The sequence below is a fragment of the Chryseobacterium rhizosphaerae genome (assembly GCF_003385455.1).
Taxonomy (GTDB): domain Bacteria; phylum Bacteroidota; class Bacteroidia; order Flavobacteriales; family Weeksellaceae; genus Chryseobacterium; species Chryseobacterium rhizosphaerae.
The window spans coordinates 1-22455 of the sequence record NZ_QNUF01000035.1 but is presented as its reverse complement, the minus strand read 5'-3'; the positions used below and the strand labels follow the sequence as shown (position 1 = coordinate 22455).

The following is a 22455-nucleotide window of genomic DNA, read 5'->3' as shown; positions in this document are numbered from 1 at the left end:
TAAACTTACCTCTATGAGTATTACAGAAAAAATACGTAAAGAAATTCAGGGCTTCCATGATGATATTGAAACATGGTTTCAGGGAAAATCAGAAGATCAGGAAGCACTTTACAGACAATTACTTTCCGGATTCTCCCCGGATTTTAAAATGATTAACGGTAATAATGACCTGGTCACCCTGTCCATGTTTTCCGATTGGCTTCCCACGGTATATGGTAAATTTCAGGATCGCCATGTTAGCGTAGAAGATATAGAAATTCAATATTCGGAAAGCCATGGGTTGGCTACCTATACTGAAATTCAGGTAACGGGAGAAACTTCTACAAAACGGAAATCCTCCGCTGTCTTTCTCATGAGTGAGGAAAAAGCATTATGGCTTCACCTTATAGAAAAATGGATATAAAGATTAAAAGCTACCTTCGGGTAGCTTTTTGATTGTGATAGAAACCTTTGCTTATTCGGACCAAGGAGAATGTAAAATGCAGTCGCAGAAATTCTTTTGTTTAAAATTGGGGATCATAAATGAGCAGACATCCGTTTTTATATTTCCAAAAGTAGTCTCTGTCTTATGTTCAAACCCGCTAAAAAATGTAGGAATAATTTTCTTTTTAAAACCGTCCCTTGGAAAAGCTCCAACGATTTCCTCTCTATGTTCGGTGCTCAGATGTTCATACCCTTCCCCCATCACATCCAATCCCACTCCGGAATACATGAGGGCCACTTCATTTTCTTTGTGCTCTGCAATCCCAATAGTGGTATGTAAGGCAATGGTATCCCAGACTAGCTGGAGCTTATCATTGGCAATGCCATGACCTTTTAAAAAATCACGGGCTGCGTTGGCTCCGTCTACTTCAAATCTAAGATCAGGACTGCTGTAATGAGAAACAAGCCCTAAATCATGAAATACGGAAGCTACATACAACAGTTCAGAATCATGAGTTTTATGATGGCGCTTTGCATTTAATGACGAAAACAGAAAAACACGCAGGGAATGATTGTAGATGAACTCTGTGCCATGTTCCAATAGAAGTGCTGTGGCTTCTGTTGCTATTTTACTGTCCGGGATGATAATACCGGCTACTTCTTTTAAACGATTTACTGACATAACTTAAATTATTTATCCAAAGGTATCCTGATTATCACTCTGGAAAAATATCAATAAATACAGATGACATGTCAAAATTTCAAGTAATTCCGACTCCGATATTCATGTATTTACTGCGATAAGCAGCCGGTGATATAGCCGTATTTTTCTTAAAAAAATGACTGAACTGTTCCGGTGTACCAAAGTTAAGCTGATAGGCAATATCTTTTACGGAATAAGAACTGAACTGAAGGAGTCTTCTGGCTTCTGCAATTATCTGTCCGTTGATCAATTCCTTTGCATTCTTATGCGTACAGCGTTTACAGATTTCACTTAGCTTTCTTGAGGTGATATTCAATAGATCAGCATAATTATTTACGGCATGAAAAGATTGATACTGGTTGCTAAGCAGCTCCATAAACTTACGGTATACAACATAATCCTGACTGTCAAATGTTTCTTCTTCCACCAGCTTTATATTGGCCAGCTTTATCATTATGATTTTTAAATACGCTGCCATAACGTCCATTTGATTGAGGTATGGAGGGGTTTCATACTCCATCAGAAGGTTTTTACACAGAAGCAAAATCTCTTCGGCTTCTGTTACACTAGGTTTGAGGTGCTGATTGGCAGTGGCATTGTTAAACAAAACAGCTTTACAGTTGCTGGCACTGGAAGGAGCTTTTTCCCAAAAGCAATCTCCAAAAGAAATACTGAACCCTGTTACTTCTGAATCTTCCTCAAACTGATAGATTTGCCCTTTAGCCAGTAAAAAAAATTCACATCCTGACATTTCAAAAGATTCGTTATCAACCAGTAAGAAGCCACGTCCTTTTTCCAGTATAAGAATCCGATGGTAGCTTAGTCTTACAAAAGATTGGGTATAAGGAATATATTTATCCAACCGTTTTACGGAAAAAGAATGATCAATAATGGGTTCTGTTTCAATGTTGGAGACAGATTTCATGAAAGAATATTTTTAATAAAGATAAGTATTTCCGGAGCAATGCATTCAACCTTCAGGAACAAGCATTCTATCAGCAATATTAAAAGATCCGGGCCTATTAAAACATGTCAAAACCTTCATAACGGATGTCAAAATATACGTCATCAATTTTTATGTTGGAATATTTTCATCTGTCCTGCCATAACAGACAGTAAGATTCCAAAGCATGCAAAAAGCCCGTAAGAATATCTTAAATCAAAACTTTCAGCAATATATCCGATAAGGGGTGGGCCCATTAAAAATCCTAAAAATGAAATACTGGATACAAATGATAATGCAATACTGGGAGCCACAGTGCTCACCTTTCCTACTGTGCTGTAAACAGAAGGGACACTCAGCGAACTTCCCAACCCAATAATCATAAAGGCAATAATGCACACCCATAATTCCGGAAAGAAAACACTTAAAAAAAGCCCCGTACTCATCAAAATACCACACATCTGCAGAACAAGTCTTTTTCCGTATTTCTCAATAACACGGTTTCCCACAAAACGACCTAGAGTCATCATTAAAATAAAACTGGTATATCCTACAATCACAAGCTTTTCCGGTGCTTTTACAATAGTCTGAAAATACACTCCGCTCCAGTCAAACATAGCCCCTTCAATAGCCATGCTTAAAAATCCTATGATTCCTAAAGCAACCAAGGTAGGATTTACTGATTTGAAAATTGACTGTCTTTGAGGAGCTACTTTATGAATGATATTGGTCAGGTGAGCCTTACTGTATAACCAAAGTAGAAATACCAGTACAAAAGCAACTATAAAATGATAGAAAGTTCCTACTCCCAGGTTAATCATCAGCAATCCCACAACAGCACCAACCAGTCCTGCAAAACACCAGGCGCCATGACAGGAAGAAAGCAAGGTCCTTTTTGTAATCCCTTCTATCTCAATCGCCTGTGTATTGATCGCTATATTACATAAATTCCCGGAAACTCCAAAGAAGAACAAAACAGCTGCCAAAACCCAGTAAGAAGGCGCTAACCCAATCAGTAAAAGAAACATCGGATACAACAGAAAACATCTTTTGATGATCCAGGAGCTTCCATACATGCTGATCAGCTTTCCGGCAAGAACCATTGTAGAAATCTGCCCTATAGGCATTAACAATAAGAGTGTCCCCAGTTCGGCTTCATTGATTGAAAGCGCATCCTTAATGATAGGAATTCTACTCGCCCAGGAAGAGAAAACGAGTCCATGGGCAAAGAAAAGTAAAAAGCAGGCTTTCGGCATTTTCGCATTTAGAGATTCTGTATTGTGCATTATAACAGTATTTGATTAAAGTTTCCGACTGCGAATTTAGGAACAGTTCGGGAATAAAATATATTCCATTTCTGGTATTTTATATTCCATTTTAAACAACCCGTTTAAAAAGAAAAATTAACTGCTTACATTTGCCCGGAAGTTGATTATAAGAATACGGAAATCAAAAACATTTAGCCCAGTCCAGAAAATCATTCACCATGATAGATATTAAGCCAAATTTCGAAGGGTTGTATATTGAAAAATATAAGACGGCCAGCATCACCGGGTTTCAGAAAAAAGCCGGAAAGCTTAATAAACTGATACTCTGCTTTCTATCGGACGGTGAATTACACCTTAAGATCAATACGCACCCGTTTCATATTAAGAAAAATGCAGTACTCATGCTTCTACCGGATACCGAATTAGCTGATATTTCGGGGAGTCATGACTTAGAACTGACTGTATTTTTTATTTCTTTGGATTTCATCAGCACTTATAGTTTTCTCACTGTATTGCTGGCTAGCGATGAGATAAAATTCAGTCCTGTGATGGAAGTGGAAGGTTCTTCTAAAAAACTGATCTGGTCTACGGTAAAACTGATTCAGGAGTATCAATCCAAAACGAAAGAAGAAAGTACCCTGGAGTCTGTACAGTATCTGTTGTATGCCTTACTGGAGCTGGTTTCAAAACTTTATTTACCGGTCATTAAAAATAACAGCCTGCTACAAACCAGGAGTCAGGATATTATCGAACATTTTTTTGAACTGTTAAATGAACATGGTCATTTGCAGAGGAGCGTCTTGTATTATTCTGACCAGCTGCATCTTTCACCTCAGTATTTAAGCAGTTTAATAAAAAAAGAAACAGGAAAGCCCATCAAACAGTGGATCAGCTATAGGGTCATCAAACAGGCCAAAGAGCTTCTTAAAACAACATCACTGTCCATTAAAGAGGTCAGCAATCAATTGCAATTTGTAGACTCTTCCCTATTCTGTAGATATTTCAGGCGTTGTACAGGTATTACAGCCAATACTTACAGGGAGAATTATAAAATTAAAAAGTAAATAGATTATCTATTTTTTGTAAGTTCGTTTTTTGAAAAATGAAAAAAATTATGCTGAAAAAGGTTTTGTTTCTACCTGCTTTACTCTTATTGTTTACGAACTGTAAAAAGGAGGATCCATCAAAGAAACCTATCATACAAAATACAGCCACAGAAAGTCATACAACTGTTCCCGCACAAAAAAGCAAAGATAATGCTCAGATGGAAACAGTAAAAACCTTTCTTAAGTGGTATAAAAACAATGAAAATAAACTTTACGGATTTAATACAGTAAAAGGAGGCTCCCAAACGGAAACAGAGACTCCGGTCAATTATTATGTAGATTTTGATGAGGTTGAAAAAGAAATAAAATTTCTTAAAAACAGCCATCTTTTTTCTCAAAAATTTCTGTCTGCATATGAACAACGATATAAGGACGGTAATGAAAATTTCAAACAACATCCTGCCAATGATGGACCTCCTGAGAATTTCGATTATGATTATTTCTTTTTAACCCAGGAAGACTATCAATCCGACTTAAAGGATATTGAGGCCATAAATTTCAATATAAAACCGGTCAACGATAAGTTATGTTCTGTTGAATTTCATTTAAAAAACTGCGGGATGACCTACCGGTATATCCTGCATAAAGCGAATCAATGGCAAATTGATTCTATTGAAAATATCAGTAGTTAGAGATTCAAAAGCGGCTGAGAAGAAACAAAAACTTTATAAAAAACCGGGGACCTTGACATCCACAGTAAGACCCATTGTGTTATTATATCCTGTGTCCCCGGTCATAAAAAAACTGTTAGAAGAAATTCATATTATTTTTTAATAATTTTCGTGGTTACAGAACCTTTGTTCTTCAATTCAGCCCGAAGAATATAGATCCCTTTGGGAAGGCCAGAAATATCAATGTTTTTAGAGCTGTTGCTTATTAAAACCGTCCTGCCGTCCAATGAATTCACAGACACTTGTTTAATATCCTCTTTTGATTCCAGATGAATGAAATCGGAACCAGGATTGGGATAGACCAAAATTTCTGTTTTTTGATGCACAGAATTAACCGTTGATAAAACAACTGTATCCAGATAAGAAATAGATTTATTTACATTGGGTACTCCATTAAAAGCAAAAGTATTGATTCCAAAAGTAAATACAATCCCAGACGTTTGGCTGATCCATGCATAGTATTCGTTTGTATAGTTGAATGGCAAAGGTGATCCCGGAACAATGATCGTAGACGCTTTCATACTCTTAATTCTCAGTACATTCGAATAGGTTCCTGTAGGTGTGATGATCGTTCCATAGCCGTCTACCGTATAGTCTACCTGCCCGGACTCATTGGTGATTACACCCGCTGCGGAAACATTGGTAAACTGATAGGTATCACTAAACTGCTGTAAATAAGTGATTGGAAATTTAAAATCGATTAAAGGATCTGTATAGGTAGTCGTGGCATCTCCAAAGCCTGAGCCGGCATAAGAACCCAGCGTTATGGCTTCCGTGTCTGTGATGGAAGTAAAATCATAGACATCTGAAAGGGTTGGTTTTGTAATCCTGTTGGCTCCTACGAACCTAAAACAGTTGGCCTGTCCGGGACATTCATTGGTCTGTGTAGTAATGACGTTAGGTCCGGTATACGCAGAAAAATCCCACGTAATATTAGCTCCTGATGGCCCCGGAGTAGCAGTAAGGGGCACATCTCCTGCTTTAAACGTAGTGGTAATATTTACCCTGTCAACACCTGCCCTTGTTATCGATGGCTGTGCATAGGCTGTAATGCCAATTATAATGCATACAATGGAGTTTAACTTTTTCATATTGATGTTGTTTTTTTGGTATCCCGAATTTAAAAGGGAACCTTCTTTAAAAATGACTTTTATCTATGTAAAACCTTTTCCATTCTACGAACAGCTAAAAAATAAAATACCCGGCACACGGGCCGGGCATATCGATAAGAAATATACAGATTCAATTAAATGACTGTCTGTAACTTAAAGGTGTTTTATCTGTTTTTTTCTTGAATAACTTATTGAATGACTGTGGATGCTCAAATCCCAAAGCATATGCCACTTCTGATACAGAAAAATTGGTAAGCGTAAGATATTCTTTAGCCTTTTCTATCAGTTTTTCATGAATATGCTGCTGTGCATTTTGTCCGGTAAGATTACGGAGCATATCGCTCAAATAATGTGGAGATAAATGAAGCTCTGAAGCCAAAAAATCTACAGTAGGAAGCCCCTTATTCAGTGTTTCTTCCTGGTCAAAATAATTTTCCAGGATGGTATCCATTTTAGATAAAAGATCATTACTGACTGATTTTCTTGTAATAAACTGCCTTTTATAGTAGCGGTTGCTGTAGTTGAGAAGCACTTCAATATAGGAAACAATAAGGTCCTGACTAATCTCGTCAATAGCCGTATTCAGTTCATGAGTAATACTGTCCAGAAGTCCGGTAATCATTGTTTTTTCCTGATCAGATAAGTGCAGTGCTTCATTGGTATCATAGGAAAAGAAACCATATTTTTTAATATTCTTTGCTAAAGGGTAATTCCTGATAAAATCGGGATGTACCAGCAATGTGTAACCACAATATTCGGCATTTTCGTCAGTAGAAAGAATCTGCCCTGGAGAAGTGAACATCATTCCTCCTTCATTAAAATCATAATATCCCTGTCCGTACCCCATTTTTCCGTTTGTGGAATATTTGTAGGAAATTTTATAAAAATTCAGCAGGAAGCTTCTTCCCAAAAACTCCTTATTAATAGTCATCCTGGTATTATCCACTAAGCTGACCAGCGGATGAAGAGGCTTGGGAAGCTGAAGCAGATCATGCATTTCTGATATGGATGAAATTTTCAGCGGTAAGTTTTCTTTCCTTTCCATGATATAAATGTATCAATTATTTAGAATAAAAAGGCAGCATAAGTGTATCATTTATGCTGCCACGGGTTACAAGTGGCTAGATGAATTGTTTTCCCAATTGTTCTCTGAATGCCTCATCTCCCAGCTCAAGGCGCTGTGCATATAAAGCTTTTGCATCCTCGCCGGCTACATATCTCAGTTTCTGTTTACCATCCGTAGCAGCTTCATATACTACTTCTGCAATCTGTTCCGGTGTAGAAGCAGCATCCATCATACCCTCCATACGGGAAAAAAGAGTACCAAGCATTTCTTCGTAAGCGGGACTTGATGCAGAATCTAAAGAACGGCTTACAAAATCAGTTTTAATCCCTCCCGGAGAGACGGTCTTGATATCGATACCTAATTTGTTAAGTTCAAATGCCATACTCTCGCTCCAACCTTCCAGTGCCCACTTTGTAGCGTGATAAATAGAATTCAACGGAAAGGTAATTAATCCCCCTATCGAAGTCGTGGAAATAAACGTTCCTCTCCCTTTCTCTCTGAAATACGGAATAAACTCCTGTGTTACACGGATAACCCCTAATAAATTGGTATTCAACTGTCTCACAATCTGTTCATCCGTCAATGCCTCCAAAGGACCCAGCAGGCCATAACCGGCATTATTAAAAACCACATCAATATCTCCTGATTCCAATGCTTTTTTAACGGTTGATTTTATCTGTTCGGGACGGGTAACATCCAACGGCAGTACCGTTACATTTTCTAAAGCAGAAAGATCTGCCCCTGCTTCCGGATTTCTCATCGTAGCAATAACCTTCCAGCCATTATGTTGAAATAATTGAGCTGCTGCTTTTCCTAATCCTGTAGATGCACCTGTTATAAAAACTGTTTTCATATTTTCTTTGTTTAATTGTAGGACAAAGTTCAGCATTAGAAAAAATGCCGGAGTTGCCAAAACGAGTAAAATTGTATCCAAAATGGATGGAGGCAGACTTCTTTTCATTCGCATTTTTTTGTAAGTTTGCTTCTATTAATTTTTATGGCAGAATATATTCTTGAAAATATCAATATCAGTACACTTTCCGTATATGACCTGCTGAAACATACTTCAGAGAGCTCTTTTATAGAAAGCAATAATTTTCATAATATTCATCCTGTTTCTATTGAAATTAATACGGGAATATTTACCCAAAAATCATCCCTGCAGGATTTTCCGGTGGTCACCATCAGCAAAATAAACAACACGTTGCTGTGCTCTTGTACCTGCGACAGTCCGGAAGGCAGGCTCTGTCTGCATCAGGCAGAAATGATCCATTGTATTTTAGAGGAAAGAAATTATCGGATTTTCTTTGATGACTCCCTTCGTAAAAAAACAATAATCCCTAAAGCTAAAGGCTATGGCTTAGAAAACGAACCTGATCTTGATCATTATTTTCAGGTAGAGTATCATGAGGGTAAAATTGAAATCCTCCCCAGGATCAAAGAAATGTTTCCGATTGATGAACAGATCTTAAAAAGAGATCTTCTTCCTCAGCAACCTTCCAAACTGGATGAGCTTGTATTGCACGACACGACTAAAAAACAGATAGTAGTTATCGGTACGCACCGGTATTATAATCATCTGATTTTTAATTTAATGGAGGTAGAAATCACCCAGACCGGAAAAATAAAAAATCCGGTTAGTCCCGTAGACGCCATGCAGCTGATATGGAAGGCAGAAAAACCTTTGGAAATTAAATTTTATACTGCCATTTCATCATTCCAGAATAATTATAACCAGGATTATAATCCTGCAGAACTTGAGGCTTTAAAGTTGATTGTACAGAATCCTCTGGACCTGGAAGTCTATTATCATGACCGTGAAATAGCGGAAACCATATCCTCAAAGTCATTAACAAAAGTCGCAATGAACACTTTAAATGCAGAGCTTCAACTTTCTGTATTTAAGAAAGATCCGTTTTATGAAATAACGGGAGAAATTCAGTTTCAGGATCATTCTATCCCTTTTAAAAATGTAATGCTCCGGAATGACTATTTCGTATATAACAACCACACATTCAGCTTTGTAGAAGATCCCGATATGCTCAGGGTCATTAAATTCTTCAAAGCCAATAATGAAATATTGCTGGTCCATTCTTCTAAATATGAAGGTTTCATGCAGTCTACCCTGTCCTCTTTAGAAGAACGTATTAGAATAATTTACAGTCATATACAACCTGCATCTAAAGTACAGCTTAAAGAAAAGGCTTTTGATGTGGAAAAGATCATTTATCTTCGTCAACAGGAGAATTATATCGGAATTACTCCTGTGATGCGTTACGGACAGCTGGAAGTTCCTGTATATTCAAGGAAGCAGCTTTTCGATTCCGATCAGAATGGTAACCTCTTTAAAGTAGAAAGAAACGAAGCGCTAGAAGCCCGTTTTACTTCTTTGGTCATGCAGCAGCATCCGGATTTTGAAGAACAGATGGATGGATATCAGTATTTCTACCTCCACCGGGATAAATTCCTGGAAGACAACTGGTTCCTGGAAGCCTTTGAGGTTTGGCGGAATGAAGGAGTATCTATACTTGGTTTTAATGAACTGAAAAACAATAAACTCAATTCACACCGGGCTAAAATAAATATTCAGATCACCAGTGGCCTGGATTGGTTCAATGCCAAACTGAAGGTCAGCTTCGGGCAAAAAGATGCTTCTTTAAAACAGCTTCACAGGGCAATCCGCAATAAAAGTAAATTTATTCAGCTGGATGACGGTTCTCTGGGAATGCTTCCTGAAGAATGGATAGACCGGATTTCAGCCTATTTCCGGGCTGGTGAAATTGATGAAGATCTACTGAAAATTCCTAAAATAAGTTTTACGGAGGTTTCTTCTCTTTTTGAAAAAGAAGTGATAAGCAATGAAGTAAAGGAAGAAATAACCTCTTATTCATCCCGTCTTTATTCAGGTGAGAGTATTCCGGAAATCCCCGTTCCCTCTACATTACATGCGGAACTCAGAGACTATCAGCACGAGGGACTCAATTGGCTTAACTTTCTGGATGGCTTTAATTTCGGTGGCTGTCTTGCGGATGATATGGGACTTGGAAAAACAGTTCAGATCATTGCGTTTATCCTTTCACAAAGAGAAAAAAGGGGGCATACCACCAATCTTATTGTGGTTCCTACTTCTCTTCTTTTTAACTGGCAGGAGGAAATCAGCAAATTTGCACCTTCTATAAAAGTATGGCTTCATTATGGAGCCGAAAGACAGAAAAGCACCATTCATATGTCTGATTATGAAGTAATACTTACCAGCTATGGAATGCTTCTTTCAGATATTAAGTTTTTGAAAACCTTTCAGTTTAATTATGTGTTCCTTGATGAATCGCAGACTATTAAAAACCCCAACTCAGAAAGGTATAAATCTGCCCGTCTTCTCCAGTCGAGAAACAGAATTGTACTGACAGGAACCCCCATTGAAAATAATACCTTCGACTTGTATAGTCAGCTTTCTTTTGCCTGCCCCGGATTATTGGGCAGCAAGCAATATTTTAAGGATATCTATGCAATTCCTATTGATAAATTTGAGTTCAGTAAACGGGCTATGGAACTTCAGCAAAAAATAAAACCATTCATCCTCCGCAGGACAAAGAAGCAGGTAGCAAAGGAACTTCCTGAAAAAACAGAAACAGTGATTTACTGTGAAATGAATGCTGAACAACGAAAGATATATGATGCCTATGAGAAGGAACTCCGCGAATTTATTGCAGCCAATGATGAAGATGACCTTAATAAAAACAGTATGCACGTTCTTACTGGTCTTACAAGACTAAGACAGATCTGTAACTCACCTATCCTCCTTAAAGAAGGCTATTCTGGGGAACATGCCGTGAAGATCGAAATTCTGATGGAACAGATCCTTGGAAAATCAAAAGATCATAAAATTCTGGTATTTTCACAGTTTGTAGGAATGCTGGATCTTATAAAGACCGAACTGGAACGCCGAAAAATCTCCTTCGAATACCTCACAGGTCAAACCAAAGACCGGGGACAAAAAGTACATAACTTTCAAAATAATGAAGACGTCCGTGTATTTCTGATCAGTCTGAAAGCCGGAGGTGTGGGTCTCAATCTTACCCAGGCAGATTATATCTACCTGGTAGATCCGTGGTGGAATCCTGCAGCCGAAAATCAGGCTATAGACCGGAGCTACCGAATTGGACAGACTAAAAATGTAATTGCTGTCCGGATGATCTGTTCCAATACTGTAGAAGAAAAAATCCTCTCTCTTCAGAAGAAAAAAAATCAGCTTGCCCAGCACCTTCTTAAAACAGATGGAGCAAAGTTTCAAGGCTTTTCAAAACAGGACCTTCTGGAAATCCTGGAACCGGAATAAAGGTTTTCCTTACTCATTCCTTCAAAAAACAAAACCGACAGAAGAATCTGCCGGTCAAAAAACAAAAATTGATATGGATATGATTAGATATGTGTTTATTTTTTAATCATCTTTTCAGTGATTACTTTCTTATCTTTAGTCTGGATTTTAATAAAATAAATCCCTGGTACAAAGCTATCTAAGTTGATACTGGCAGTATTGCCTTCCGTAAGTTTTTGTCCTGAGACATTATAAACTTCGTATTTTTCAAGTCCCTTTGCTGCTTTTACAATCACTGAACCTGTTGTAGGATTAGGATATATTTTCACAGAAGAGTCTGCCATTGTCTCTTTCGTGGAAAGATTGGCGGGCTGTATATCAATGGTATAGTCTTCTGCCTGTCCTATAAACCAACCTGAAGGACATGGTAAATTTTCCAATGTACCCATCGACGAGCTGGATTCATAAGCTTTTACCAATCTGAAGCGTGTAGCTCCTAATAATGCTGTAGTCGGAATCGTGATATTTTCTGAGGTAACACCAGATTCTGTAGTGGAAACAGGACTGGAATTATCTAAATATCCCAGGTTAAACTTTTCATCAGTATCAAAGATATTATTATGATTAAAGTCGATATACGCATACGCTGACACGGTAATCTGCCCGTGAGTACCTCCTGTAACCGTTATAGGATAGGTCTCTCCACGGTTAACACTAAAAACGGAGCCTGTGAAATTTTCCAAAAGCTCAGAATTTCCGTCAATAGGACTGGAATTGGTGATTCCTGCAAATTCCACCTTACTTATTTCGCTCACTGTAGAAGTGGTCACATTTTCAGTACCACAATAAGGGGACGGGAATACGATATTATTCCCTGAAATAACAACGGTATAATCTTCTGCCTGCCCGGATCTTAAGGCGGCATCACAAGCCGTACTGATCGAGCTTGCAGCATTAGGATCCGAATAAGCTGCTACACTGCTGTTTTTAAGCACTCTCATTCTAGTAGTACCGTTTGCAGCATTCGCAGGAACTGTAATGGTTCCGTTGATAGTTAAAGCATTGAAAGGTGTAGCTTCTGTTAATCTTCCGATATAAAAACTTTCCCCTGCATCATTAAAGCTTCCATTGTTATTGAAATCAATAAAAACAACTACATCACTGGGAAATGTTCCCGAAGGACCTTTTATAGCTATAGGATAGCTATTCCCTGCCTGAAGATCAGTAGACATGGATGTAAAATCTTCATAAGTAGGTGTTGATCCCGATTGAAACGGAGAGGTATTATTAATACTTCCAAAATTAACATGGGTAATCATGTTGCTGTCTGCCCCGTACTGAAATGAAGGAGTACAATATTGTGCCTCCATCAATGAAAAGAGAATGACAGCAGAAAGAGTAGTTATTTTTTTCATTGAATTCTTAATTTTGAATGAGACAAATTTATATTTATTTAGAATCAATAAAAATAAGAACGTAATGACATTTGTCAGTTTATCAATATTTGAGAGAAAATCAACTCTTTAACTTAAAAATTAATTGATTAATTGAATAACAACCAAACACTTATTTTGAAGAAATGGAAATTTATCTTTGTAAATGAAAATTCAGATTTTACCCTTCATCCTATATTTTTCAACCGATCTACTGCATTTTGTAGTAATTTTTGATAATCTCCAGTGATTTTTGTCTGTACAATTCGTACTTCTTTTGATAGTCTTCTATAGCATCCTTTGCATCAGACCGGTTAAGTTTCACTTTTCCTTCTCCTTTTCCGAGTAAGATTGCATATTCCTGCTCTCCCACTGCCCTCATTGAGTACAGCGGCCAGGAAGCTTCATTTTGATATCCTTTTTTTACATGGGGTAATGCAGCGTCTAAGAATGCATATTCCTCGGTGGTTACAATACCGGCAGGAATTCTTATTTCAAGTATATTTTTAAGCTGTAAAGCTGGAAGAAAAGCCGGAAATGCAGCCCTGCTTATGACAAACATAAGACTCAGGATTTCAAGATCAGGAAGTTCCTCCAGGAAACTAAAGTTATCTATAGGCTGCTTCCAGTCTAATGTTCCGTCGATAAGCAAATACTTTAGCCTTTTAATTCCTTTTAGTCCTCCGAAATCAGAAATTTTCCTGAGGTTTTCGAGATGGAGGGAGCTTAGATTCGGAAGATACTGTAATGGAGAAAGATCAGAAAACCCTGAAACATATTCAAGAGCTACTTCCTCCAGATGAACCAGATTTTTCATGAATGCAAGGTCCTTCGCCCGATATTCTTTTATTCTCAGTCTTTTAAGCTGTATGAAGTTACTGACAGCCTGAACCTGTTCATGACTGGGCTGGTCAAGATGCAGCTCTTCCAACTCCGGACAGTTAAAAATATCTTTCCAGTTTTGTGAGGACTTACTGATTGTTAATATTTTAACTGTTTTTATGTCAGCAATTCCCTTATCAACAGAATAAGCCCTTGTATGATGTGTCGGAATCATCTTCCAATACTTTTTTATATGGCCATACAAACCGGGGATCTCCTCCTCCATCATACCCTTATATTTTGTTACACAATTTACATTATTATCTTCTGTAAATTTATTTTTTTAACTCATATTTTCAATAAGAATAGCTGAAGCTCCCCCGCCGCCATTACAGATAGCAGCAATACCATACCTTCCTCCTTCCTGGCGTAATACATTGACCAGAGTTGCAATAATCCTTGCTCCCGAAGCTCCTATCGGGTGACCTAATGCAACGGCTCCTCCATATACATTTACCCTGTCCAGGTCATACCCTAAAATCTGCTGGTTAGATAAAATAACAGATGAATAGGCTTCATTGATTTCCAGATAATCTATATCAGAAAGACTGAGTCCGGACTGTTTCAGTACTTTATGAACAGCAATGGAAGGAGAAGTGGTAAACCATTCCGGAGATTGTGCGGCATCGGCATATGCTATAATTTTGGCCAATGGACTTATTCCATGAATTTCCAGGGCTTTCGAAGAACCTAACAAAATAGCGGCAGCACCATCATTCAGATTGCTGGAATTGGCAGCGGTCAACAGGCCGTCTTTTTCAAAAGCAGGTTTCAGCAATGAAATCTTCTCAGGAATAAGTTTGTCAATATCTTCGTCTTTATCTACCTTCATTGTCTCTTTTTTTCCTGGCACTGATATTTCAATCAGTTCATTCTTAAACTTCCCTTTTCCCGAAGCTTCCTGTGCTCTCTTATAGGATAACAGGGCATAATCGTCCAGCTGCTGTCTGGTATGGCCATATTTTTTCACCCCAAGTTCAGCAGCACTTCCCATATGAAAATCATTGTAAACATCCCATAATCCATCTTTAATCAGTCCGTCTGTAAGTAGGGCATCGCCCAGTTTTTTCCCCTGACGCACAGACATATAATGAGGGACATTACTCATGCTTTCCATTCCACCTGTTATGACAATATTCTCCAATCCAAGCTGGATCTGCTGAGCCCCGATCATGGCAGCTTTCATTCCGGAAGCACAGACTTTATTGATTGTTGTAGCATCTTTATCTACCGGAATTTTAGAAAAAACAGCTGACTGCCTTGCCGGGGACTGTCCTACCCCTGCACTCAATACATTTCCCATATATACACTGTCTATATGCTCAGGAGCAAGTGATATACTTTCATACGCATCCTGTATGGCTATTGCTCCTAACTGTGGGGCTGTAAATGCGGATAAACTTCCCATAAATCCACCAACGGGAGTTCGTTTTGCAGCCATAATAAATACATCTTTCATATGCTATAGTTTTAAAAATATACCGATCAGTATATTTTGAGTTAAAAAATTTTTATCTTTCTAAAGTGCTCATTCTTAAAAAGCACTTCGTCAAATATACAAAATATACCAATCGGTATTTTATTATATGAAAAAAAATTCCCATTCTATTATGGGAAGGCTTTTTATAAACGGCTCAGTTGGTCCAGTTTCTTCAATAAAGTGGGTATTCTGAAAGGCCCATGCATCTGTTCCACTTCAGGTTGTACTTCATCCACGGCCATACCTTTTGCAGTGAGGAAAAGTGCTGTTTTACTTTCACCTCTGTAGGTACTCCTTCTTTGAGAATCAGGGGTTGTAAATTCATTTTTTGCAATTCCGATGATAGGGTATTTTTGATCCAAGGCATCATAAAGATATCCTCCCAGTCCCAGTTTACCATTATTATCAAGGGTAACATATCCATCAACAATAATGATATCCCCATTTTTTAATGCGATTTTATTTAGCAAACTCAGAATGCACGGCAATTCTCTTTTATAAAAGGCACCGCTCTCATATTCTGAGGTAATAGGGGTTTGTTCGGTATAAATTTCTACCTCCTTTTCAGAATTCCATTTTTCAAAAGCAATACACACGGTATTGGCATAATCCTCATAATAATAGGTATCAAAAGCGTAAATCATTTCTTTGTATCGTTAATAAATTCACCAAAATGCCATAAAATCCCCGAGGGGTCATGGACGAAGCATTCTTTCCCCCATTCCATGGTTCTCACAGGAGTAAGCTGTATATTTTCATATTTCTCCATAAGATTTAGTGTTAAAAGTTCTTTCCAGAACTCATCCGTATTGGCCACTTCCACAAAAATCATTGTATTTTCAATCCATTCTTTAGCATAATAATCCTGAAGATAAAAACAAGTCCCCTGTAAGCTAAACAAAGACAGTTTAGGCTCAAGAACCACTTCCTCAAATCCCAAATCTCTGTAAAAATTACGGCTTACTTCAAAATCTTTAGCTCCGATAAAAGGTCGGATTGATTTTAGTTGTGATGTCATTATTTTAAATTTTTCCAGTTCTGAAAGCTCATTTCAAATTTAACCTCTCCTTTTCCATGGGTTCCGACTTCTTTCCAACCTGATTTTCTGTAAAATGTTTCAGCTCTTGTCTCAGGAGAAGTTCCCAGCCAGACAGCATCTTTTTTCTGTGTGAAATACCAATCAAGCATTATATCATGGAGCTTTCTTCCGATGCCTTTATTTTCAAAATCGGGATGCACAAACAGAGCCCAGATATTATGTTCTTTAAGGTCAACAATCGAAAAGCCTGTAATTCTTCCATTTTCTTCAGCGACCCAGCCTTTTCCTCTTTCAAAAAGAAATTCTTCACAATCTCTGTCTGTAACCAAACCGGGATCTGACAATGTATTCTCTTTCACAGAATTTCTTACGGTCTGGATTTGTGGAATATCTTCTAAAATTGCTTCACGGATGATCATATTCATTCGATGAATTTTATTTGTAATGATGGTTATATATAAAGGCACAAAGCGTTTTGTATACCTGTGCCTTTATCATCTGTCTTATCTGTTATTTTTTATCCACTACAATTCTTTCTGCTCTGTTCGCAATATCCCAGGCAGTAGTAAAAATCAGCTGGGTACGTTTTTCTAACAGTGGGTAATCAATCTTTTCAGGATCATCGGTCGGCTTATGATAGTCTTCATGGATTCCGTCAAAGAAAAATGCCACCGGAATATTATGCTTGGCAAAATTATAGTGATCAGAACGGTAATATAACTGTTCAGGATCATTTAAATCATCATACTTATAGTTCAGTTCCAGATTATTGGTTCTCTTATTGGCCGCTTCATTGATCACCTTAAGCTGAGAGCTCAGCATTTCAGAACCAATCACGTACACATATTGTTTTCCTCTGTTGGCAGGATCATCTCGTCCTATCATATCGATATTAAGATCTACTACGGTATTTGCCAATGGGAATACAGGGTTTTGGGAATAGTATTCGGAACCAAACAGTCCGTGTTCTTCTCCTGTGACATGAAGGAATAAAACGGATCTTTTAGGACCTTTACCCGCCTTTTTAGCTGTCTGGAAAGCTTTTGCAATCTCCATCACTGCAACAGTACCGCTTCCATCATCATCAGCACCATTATACACAACACCGTTTTTTGTCCCAACGTGGTCATAGTGAGCAGAAACCACAACAATTTCTTCCGGTTTTTCACTTCCTTCTATAAAAGCCAAAATATTTTCAGAATCGGGAAGGTTTCCTCCACCTCTTTTCTTCATAAAATCTGCCGGAACCTTCTGGAAAAATGAATTGAGCACTTTCGGATGGGAAATACCCAGGTTTTTATAATAGCTTACGATGTACTCTCCCGCTCTTTTCTGCCCGGGACTCCCTGTATCTCTACCCTCCATTCCATCAGCAGCAATTACATATAAGTTTTTCTTTAAGTCCTCTGCATTAATCATCTTATAAGCAGCCGAAAAGGCTTTATCATGCTTAAAAGTAGCAGTAGGTGTTTCATTAGAAGTATTTGCCGTTTTACAGCCAGTCTGTACAACAATGGTCAGTAACGGAATAAGGAGTTTTTTCATAAAGAATAATTTTCTTAAAAATAACAATTTTTATTTAATCACGATGAAATGTTATTTTCATTATATTTGATATAAATGCAAAGTTGATGGATAAAATTTACGGATTCACTCATTACTCCTTTTTTACGGAAATGTCTGAACTTGCCACAAAGCATGGAAGCTTTGATCTTTCTTTAGGGCTTCCTGATTTCGATATTGATGAAAGGCTGAAAACCTTTTTAAAAGAATCTGCCGGCCTTGATCATCATCAATATGAGCCTCTTGCAGGCAATCCGCTACTCATTGAAAATATCGTTGCATATAACACCAGGCGGGAAAATCCTATCCCACTGAGAACAGAAGAAATTACCATTGTACCATGTGCAACCTTTGCTTTATATACCGCCCTAAAATCTACTTTGAACCAGGGAGATGAAGTCATTATTATTCAACCGTCCTATTATACGTATGGTCCTTCTGTAGTGATGAACGGAGGAATTCCTGTTTATTATGATCTTGATAATGATTTCACTGTAAACTGGGAAAAGTTTCAAAACTGCATTTCAGAAAAAACGAAGGCTATCATTGTCAATTCACCTCAAAATCCTACTGGAAAAATATGGAAAAAGGAAGACTGGAATCAATTATATGCGCTGATAAAGGACAGGGAAATCTATTTAATTTCAGAGGAAATTTATGATACATACTGCTATGATGATGCCGAACATTACAGTTCGTTTCTTCATCCCGAACTTAAAAAAAGAACATTCTGTATTTTTTCCTTTGGTAAAATGTTTCATACCTCAGGATGGAAAGTGAGCTATATGATTAGTTCCGCGGAATTAACGGCATTATTCCAAGCCCATCAGCAATATATTTCCTACAGTGCTAACGCTCCTGCTCAATATGCGCTGGCAAAATACCTCGAAGTATTTGATCCCCATATCAATAAAAGCATGATGCAAAAAAAAAGGGATATTTTCAACGAGATGATCAGGGATACTCCATTACAGGTTGAACAGAAAGCAGAAGGAAGTGTTTTCCAGGTTGTCAACTTCAGAAATGTCTCCAGCACAATGTCTGATGTGGATTTTTCAAAATGGCTGACCATTGAGAAGAAAGTGGCCTGTCTTCCCCTTTCTGCATTTTACAATTCAAGACAGAACTCAGATTATATAAGGTTCAGTTTTGCAAAAAAAGATGATGTGATTATACAGGCTCTGGAACATTTGAGAAAAAACCTTTGATCCTCCATTAAGCGCAGATTTACACAAATGATTTCATTGATCTGCAAACTGGCTATGATCAAATTTACCCCAGCTCATCATGTTCTAAGAACCCAACCTCAATTTCCGTATTCAATATGTTAAAACTGACTCGTTTATAAAGCAAAAAAAACACTGCCGAAGCAGTGTTTAATTATATTCAATTGAATTTTAAAGAGCAAGTACTCTTACATCAATTCTTCTGTTTTTAGCTTTACATTCATCGGTATCATTCGCTTCACAAATCGGATGCTGCGAACCATATCCTTCAGCTTCTATCCTGTCTGAAGGCACTCCCAATTCCAAGAGTTTCAGTTTTGCAGTCTGTGCTCTCAGGTTAGATAACCGTTGGTTAGTTTCTTCATTTCCACTGTTATCTGTATAACCTCCCAGCTTGATTTTAAGGTCAGGATATGCATTTAAAATTTCCGCCAGATTGTTCAGTTGCAGTTCATAGCCGGCTTTCAGATCACTTGATCCGGTTTCAAAATAAAGGTTTTCTATAGTATACCATTTATTAGGATCTACAATAGACTGGTCATTCTTTTTTATGGATTGATATAACTGGTAGATCTGGCTTCCTTCTCCTACTGCAATGGTTTTTCCTCCTTTTAAATTCAGCTTCTGAATAGCCCCAGTTTCATAAACAAAGTCTCCGCTTTCATTAAGATGACCTTTTACTTCTTTAGGAGCTGAAACATATACTGAATCTACTCCGTTTCTGCCTCCGTGATCTATATCCGCCCTGGTTAAGCTTTCCAGCTTTGCTTTTCTATTGGCTTCAATTTTATCTTTATGCAACACTGCTAATGTGGGTGCAATGACCAATGAAACAATGGACATTAATTTGATCAGGATATTCATTGAAGGCCCCGACGTATCTTTAAACGGATCTCCTACGGTATCTCCTGTTACGGAAGCTTTATGAGGTTCAGAACCCTTGTAATAAGTCTGCCCATTAATTTCCACTCCTTTTTCGAATGATTTTTTAGCATTATCCCAGGCTCCCCCTGCGTTATTCTGAAACATTCCCATTAAAACACCACTTACGGTAGCACCGGCTAAAAATCCTCCTAAAACTTCCGGACCAAAAATAAATCCGACCAATAATGGGGAAATAATAGCAATAGCTCCCGGAAGCATCATTTTCCTGATAGAGGCATCTGTAGAAATAGCTACACATTTTTCATATTCCGGCTGTGCTTTTCCTTCTAAAATTCCAGGAATTTCCCGAAACTGCCTTCTCACCTCCTCTACCATTGCCATCGCCGCTTGTCCTACGGCAGTAATCGCAAGGGAAGAGAATATAAAAGGAATCATTCCTCCTACAAATAATCCGGCTAAAACATCAGCTCTGTAGATATCAATACCATCTATTCCGGCTATTCCTACAAAGGCTGCAAACAGGGCTAAAGCCGTTAATGCAGCTGAAGCAATAGCAAATCCTTTTCCTGTAGCTGCAGTCGTATTGCCTACGGCATCCAAAATATCTGTTTTCTCGCGAACTTCTTTGGGAAGTTCACTCATTTCTGCAATACCGCCTGCATTATCTGCAATAGGCCCGAAAGCATCAATAGCCAGCTGCATTGCAGTAGTAGCCATCATTCCGGCAGCTGCAATGGCCACCCCATACAATCCTGCGCACAAATAAGAACCGTAAATTCCTCCTGCCAGCACGAGAATAGGAAGCAGGGTTGATTCCATCCCCACAGAAAGTCCACCGATGATATTGGTGGCATGGCCTGTAGAAGACTGTCTTACGATACTGGAAACAGGTCTTTTACCCATAGCCGTATAATATTCTGTAATGATACTCATCAGGGTTCCTACAACTAAACCAACCATTATGGCTCCAAACACTCCCATTTTAGTAAATTCATGCCCCCTGAGGATCATTTTTTCGGGAAGAATATAGGTAACCAGGAAATAAGAAGAAATAGCTGTAATCACAATACTCCCCCAGTTCCCCAGATTTAAAGCGTTCTGTACACTCGATGTTGATGATCCTTCATTGTCATTAATTCTCACAAATAAAGTTCCTATCATTGAAAATATAATTCCTGTTCCCGCAATAAGCATGGGTAACAGAATCGGAGCAAAGCCTCCAAAGGAATCGTCAGAAATCGTTTCTCTTCCTAACACCATTGTCGCTAAGACCGTGGCTACATAGGAACCGAAAAGGTCTGCACCCATTCCCGCCACATCTCCTACATTATCACCTACATTATCTGCAATGGTAGCAGGATTTCTTGGATCATCTTCCGGGATTCCTGCTTCTACTTTTCCTACAAGGTCAGCCCCTACATCTGCTGCTTTTGTATAAATACCCCCACCCACTCTTGCAAAAAGAGCAATAGATTCTGCGCCCAGAGAAAAACCGGTAAGAATCTCAATTGTCCTTTCCATCTCATGTGAATCTACGGCGGCATCCGGTGCAAAGATCTGTCTAATGATTAGAAATAACGACCCTAATCCTAGTACTGCAAGCCCGGCAACCCCCATTCCCATAACGGAACCTCCAGTGAAAGAGACTTTAAGGGCTTTAGAAAGTGAGGTTCTTGCTGCTTCAGCAGTTCTTACATTAGCTTTTGTAGCGATCTTCATCCCTATAAAGCCTGCCAGAGCCGAAAATACAGCTCCCACTGCAAAAGCAATTCCTATACTCCAGTGTGAATTGGAATTGGTGGTTCCCATCACTGCAAGTAAAATAGCTACTACAATAACAAAATAGGTTAAAATCTTGTACTCGGCCTTTAGGAAAGCCATCGCACCATCAGCAATATATCCGCTGATTGTTTTCATCTTTTCGTTTCCGGCATTCTGTTTACTGACCCAGTTACTCTGAAGAAATGTATAAAGCAAAGCCACGACACCAAAAATTGGCACTAACATAAATAGATCCATAGTTTAATATTTTTTTGGTAATAGAAAATTAAATATAATAAATAATTGTCATCAAACCATTAAAAAAAATAACAGTCATACAGTCTTTAGTAAAAGAATTTTAAAAATAAAAGGGGGCAAAGTCTAAAAAAGCAAAAAAGATCTCTTAAAAGAGACCCTTTGTTTTGGAGGTTGAACCGTTTGTGTTTTCAGAATCATTATTTTATTAAAAAACCTCTCTTCATCGATGTTTGGGAATTGTTTTGCAAAAATATATATCTTATTTCACTGATGCAAAATTTATCTATAGAATTAACATCCTATATTTTGTAAAATTATTAC

Annotated in this window: 19 protein-coding genes; 5 read left to right on the top strand and 14 right to left on the bottom strand. The window is 38.1% G+C overall.

The annotated features are described in order from the left end of the window. The first annotated feature begins 13 nt into the window (after positions 1-13). Positions 14-403 (top strand): hypothetical protein, encoded by a 390-nt coding sequence (locus DRF57_RS20975; RefSeq protein WP_115920671.1) that lies wholly within the window; start codon positions 14-16, stop codon positions 401-403. A 51-nt stretch (positions 404-454) separates the two neighbouring features. On the opposite strand, the gene DRF57_RS20970 is transcribed toward DRF57_RS20975, so the two are convergent. The 3 genes from DRF57_RS20970 to DRF57_RS20960 form a co-directional block, all read right to left on the bottom strand. Further along, a complete protein-coding gene (locus DRF57_RS20970; protein WP_047496113.1) occupies positions 455-1105 on the bottom strand; it encodes an HD domain-containing protein in 651 nt (216 codons plus the stop codon). 79 nt (positions 1106-1184) lie between these two features. After that, positions 1185-2051: a helix-turn-helix domain-containing protein gene (locus tag DRF57_RS20965; protein ID WP_115920669.1), complete on the bottom strand. Its 867-nt coding sequence runs from the start codon at positions 2049-2051 to the stop codon at positions 1185-1187. 143 nt (positions 2052-2194) lie between these two features. After that, positions 2195-3355: an MFS transporter gene (locus DRF57_RS20960; RefSeq protein WP_115920667.1), complete on the bottom strand. Its 1161-nt coding sequence runs from the start codon at positions 3353-3355 to the stop codon at positions 2195-2197. 200 nt (positions 3356-3555) lie between these two features. Between DRF57_RS20960 and DRF57_RS20955 the strand changes: the two genes are divergently transcribed. Together DRF57_RS20955 and DRF57_RS20950 are read left to right on the top strand one after the other, a co-directional pair. Next, the gene (locus tag DRF57_RS20955; RefSeq protein WP_228450374.1) at positions 3556-4401 is read left to right on the top strand and encodes a helix-turn-helix domain-containing protein; all 846 of its coding nucleotides are present in this window, start codon (positions 3556-3558) and stop codon (positions 4399-4401) included. Positions 4402-4439: 38 nt separating this feature from the next. Then, a complete protein-coding gene (locus DRF57_RS20950) occupies positions 4440-5075 on the top strand; it encodes a hypothetical protein (protein ID WP_115920665.1) in 636 nt (211 codons plus the stop codon). A gap of 131 nt (positions 5076-5206) precedes the next feature. Here the strand turns inward: DRF57_RS20950 and DRF57_RS20945 are convergent, their stop codons facing one another. The 3 genes from DRF57_RS20945 to DRF57_RS20935 all read right to left on the bottom strand — a co-directional run bounded on the left by DRF57_RS20945 (position 5207) and on the right by DRF57_RS20935 (position 8145). Continuing rightward, on the bottom strand, positions 5207-6205 hold the full coding sequence (locus tag DRF57_RS20945; protein WP_115920663.1) for a T9SS type A sorting domain-containing protein: 999 nt from the start codon (positions 6203-6205) through the stop codon (positions 5207-5209). Positions 6206-6356: 151 nt separating this feature from the next. Continuing rightward, the gene (locus tag DRF57_RS20940; RefSeq protein ID WP_115920660.1) at positions 6357-7271 is read right to left on the bottom strand and encodes a helix-turn-helix domain-containing protein; all 915 of its coding nucleotides are present in this window, start codon (positions 7269-7271) and stop codon (positions 6357-6359) included. A 76-nt stretch (positions 7272-7347) separates the two neighbouring features. Next, on the bottom strand, positions 7348-8145 hold the full coding sequence (locus tag DRF57_RS20935; RefSeq protein ID WP_047496331.1) for an SDR family oxidoreductase: 798 nt from the start codon (positions 8143-8145) through the stop codon (positions 7348-7350). 144 nt (positions 8146-8289) lie between these two features. On the opposite strand from DRF57_RS20935, the gene DRF57_RS20930 reads away from it, so the two are divergent. Beyond that, positions 8290-11628: a DEAD/DEAH box helicase gene (locus DRF57_RS20930; RefSeq protein WP_047496134.1), complete on the top strand. Its 3339-nt coding sequence runs from the start codon at positions 8290-8292 to the stop codon at positions 11626-11628. A gap of 95 nt (positions 11629-11723) precedes the next feature. Here the strand turns inward: DRF57_RS20930 and DRF57_RS20925 are convergent, their stop codons facing one another. From DRF57_RS20925 to DRF57_RS20895, 7 genes are all read right to left on the bottom strand, one after another. After that, positions 11724-13022: a T9SS type A sorting domain-containing protein gene (locus DRF57_RS20925; protein ID WP_115920658.1), complete on the bottom strand. Its 1299-nt coding sequence runs from the start codon at positions 13020-13022 to the stop codon at positions 11724-11726. Between the two features lie 229 nt (positions 13023-13251). Next, complete coding sequence (locus tag DRF57_RS20920) at positions 13252-14097, bottom strand: leucine-rich repeat domain-containing protein (RefSeq protein WP_115920656.1); 846 nt, start codon at positions 14095-14097, stop codon at positions 13252-13254. Positions 14098-14205: 108 nt separating this feature from the next. Beyond that, entirely contained in the window at positions 14206-15381 is a 1176-nt protein-coding gene (locus DRF57_RS20915) for an acetyl-CoA C-acyltransferase (protein WP_115920654.1), read from the bottom strand. Positions 15382-15545: 164 nt separating this feature from the next. Beyond that, on the bottom strand, positions 15546-16046 hold the full coding sequence (locus DRF57_RS20910) for an endonuclease V (RefSeq protein ID WP_115920652.1): 501 nt from the start codon (positions 16044-16046) through the stop codon (positions 15546-15548). After that, the gene (locus tag DRF57_RS20905) at positions 16043-16420 is read right to left on the bottom strand and encodes a VOC family protein (RefSeq protein WP_047496144.1); all 378 of its coding nucleotides are present in this window, start codon (positions 16418-16420) and stop codon (positions 16043-16045) included. The genes DRF57_RS20910 and DRF57_RS20905 overlap by 4 nt, the downstream gene beginning before the upstream one ends. After that, the gene (locus DRF57_RS20900; RefSeq protein ID WP_228406012.1) at positions 16420-16866 is read right to left on the bottom strand and encodes a GNAT family N-acetyltransferase; all 447 of its coding nucleotides are present in this window, start codon (positions 16864-16866) and stop codon (positions 16420-16422) included. The genes DRF57_RS20905 and DRF57_RS20900 overlap by 1 nt, the downstream gene beginning before the upstream one ends. Before the next feature lie 85 nt (positions 16867-16951). Further along, on the bottom strand, positions 16952-17986 hold the full coding sequence (locus tag DRF57_RS20895) for a M28 family metallopeptidase (RefSeq protein ID WP_115920650.1): 1035 nt from the start codon (positions 17984-17986) through the stop codon (positions 16952-16954). Between the two features lie 86 nt (positions 17987-18072). Between DRF57_RS20895 and DRF57_RS20890 the strand changes: the two genes are divergently transcribed. Continuing rightward, positions 18073-19212 (top strand): aminotransferase class I/II-fold pyridoxal phosphate-dependent enzyme, encoded by a 1140-nt coding sequence (locus DRF57_RS20890; protein ID WP_115920648.1) that lies wholly within the window; start codon positions 18073-18075, stop codon positions 19210-19212. A 189-nt stretch (positions 19213-19401) separates the two neighbouring features. Here the strand turns inward: DRF57_RS20890 and DRF57_RS20885 are convergent, their stop codons facing one another. Further along, entirely contained in the window at positions 19402-22134 is a 2733-nt protein-coding gene (locus DRF57_RS20885; RefSeq protein WP_115920646.1) for a sodium-translocating pyrophosphatase, read from the bottom strand. Positions 22135-22455: the final 321 nt, after the last annotated feature.

What these genes read in the sequence shown, in the direction of transcription:
- DRF57_RS20975 (WP_115920671.1), top strand. Translation starts at nt 14, where the DNA reads ATGAGTATTACAGAAAAAATACGTAAAGAAATTCAGGGCTTCCATGAT.
- DRF57_RS20970 (WP_047496113.1), bottom strand. Translation starts at nt 1,105, where the DNA reads ATGTCAGTAAATCGTTTAAAAGAAGTAGCCGGTATTATCATCCCGGAC.
- DRF57_RS20965 (WP_115920669.1), bottom strand. Translation starts at nt 2,051, where the DNA reads ATGAAATCTGTCTCCAACATTGAAACAGAACCCATTATTGATCATTCT.
- DRF57_RS20960 (WP_115920667.1), bottom strand. Translation starts at nt 3,355, where the DNA reads ATGCACAATACAGAATCTCTAAATGCGAAAATGCCGAAAGCCTGCTTT.
- DRF57_RS20955 (WP_228450374.1), top strand. Translation starts at nt 3,556, where the DNA reads ATGATAGATATTAAGCCAAATTTCGAAGGGTTGTATATTGAAAAATAT.
- DRF57_RS20950 (WP_115920665.1), top strand. Translation starts at nt 4,440, where the DNA reads ATGAAAAAAATTATGCTGAAAAAGGTTTTGTTTCTACCTGCTTTACTC.
- DRF57_RS20945 (WP_115920663.1), bottom strand. Translation starts at nt 6,205, where the DNA reads ATGAAAAAGTTAAACTCCATTGTATGCATTATAATTGGCATTACAGCC.
- DRF57_RS20940 (WP_115920660.1), bottom strand. Translation starts at nt 7,271, where the DNA reads ATGGAAAGGAAAGAAAACTTACCGCTGAAAATTTCATCCATATCAGAA.
- DRF57_RS20935 (WP_047496331.1), bottom strand. Translation starts at nt 8,145, where the DNA reads ATGAAAACAGTTTTTATAACAGGTGCATCTACAGGATTAGGAAAAGCA.
- DRF57_RS20930 (WP_047496134.1), top strand. Translation starts at nt 8,290, where the DNA reads ATGGCAGAATATATTCTTGAAAATATCAATATCAGTACACTTTCCGTA.
- DRF57_RS20925 (WP_115920658.1), bottom strand. Translation starts at nt 13,022, where the DNA reads ATGAAAAAAATAACTACTCTTTCTGCTGTCATTCTCTTTTCATTGATG.
- DRF57_RS20920 (WP_115920656.1), bottom strand. Translation starts at nt 14,097, where the DNA reads ATGATTCCGACACATCATACAAGGGCTTATTCTGTTGATAAGGGAATT.
- DRF57_RS20915 (WP_115920654.1), bottom strand. Translation starts at nt 15,381, where the DNA reads ATGAAAGATGTATTTATTATGGCTGCAAAACGAACTCCCGTTGGTGGA.
- DRF57_RS20910 (WP_115920652.1), bottom strand. Translation starts at nt 16,046, where the DNA reads ATGATTTACGCTTTTGATACCTATTATTATGAGGATTATGCCAATACC.
- DRF57_RS20905 (WP_047496144.1), bottom strand. Translation starts at nt 16,420, where the DNA reads ATGACATCACAACTAAAATCAATCCGACCTTTTATCGGAGCTAAAGAT.
- DRF57_RS20900 (WP_228406012.1), bottom strand. Translation starts at nt 16,866, where the DNA reads ATGAATATGATCATCCGTGAAGCAATTTTAGAAGATATTCCACAAATC.
- DRF57_RS20895 (WP_115920650.1), bottom strand. Translation starts at nt 17,986, where the DNA reads ATGAAAAAACTCCTTATTCCGTTACTGACCATTGTTGTACAGACTGGC.
- DRF57_RS20890 (WP_115920648.1), top strand. Translation starts at nt 18,073, where the DNA reads ATGGATAAAATTTACGGATTCACTCATTACTCCTTTTTTACGGAAATG.
- DRF57_RS20885 (WP_115920646.1), bottom strand. Translation starts at nt 22,134, where the DNA reads ATGGATCTATTTATGTTAGTGCCAATTTTTGGTGTCGTGGCTTTGCTT.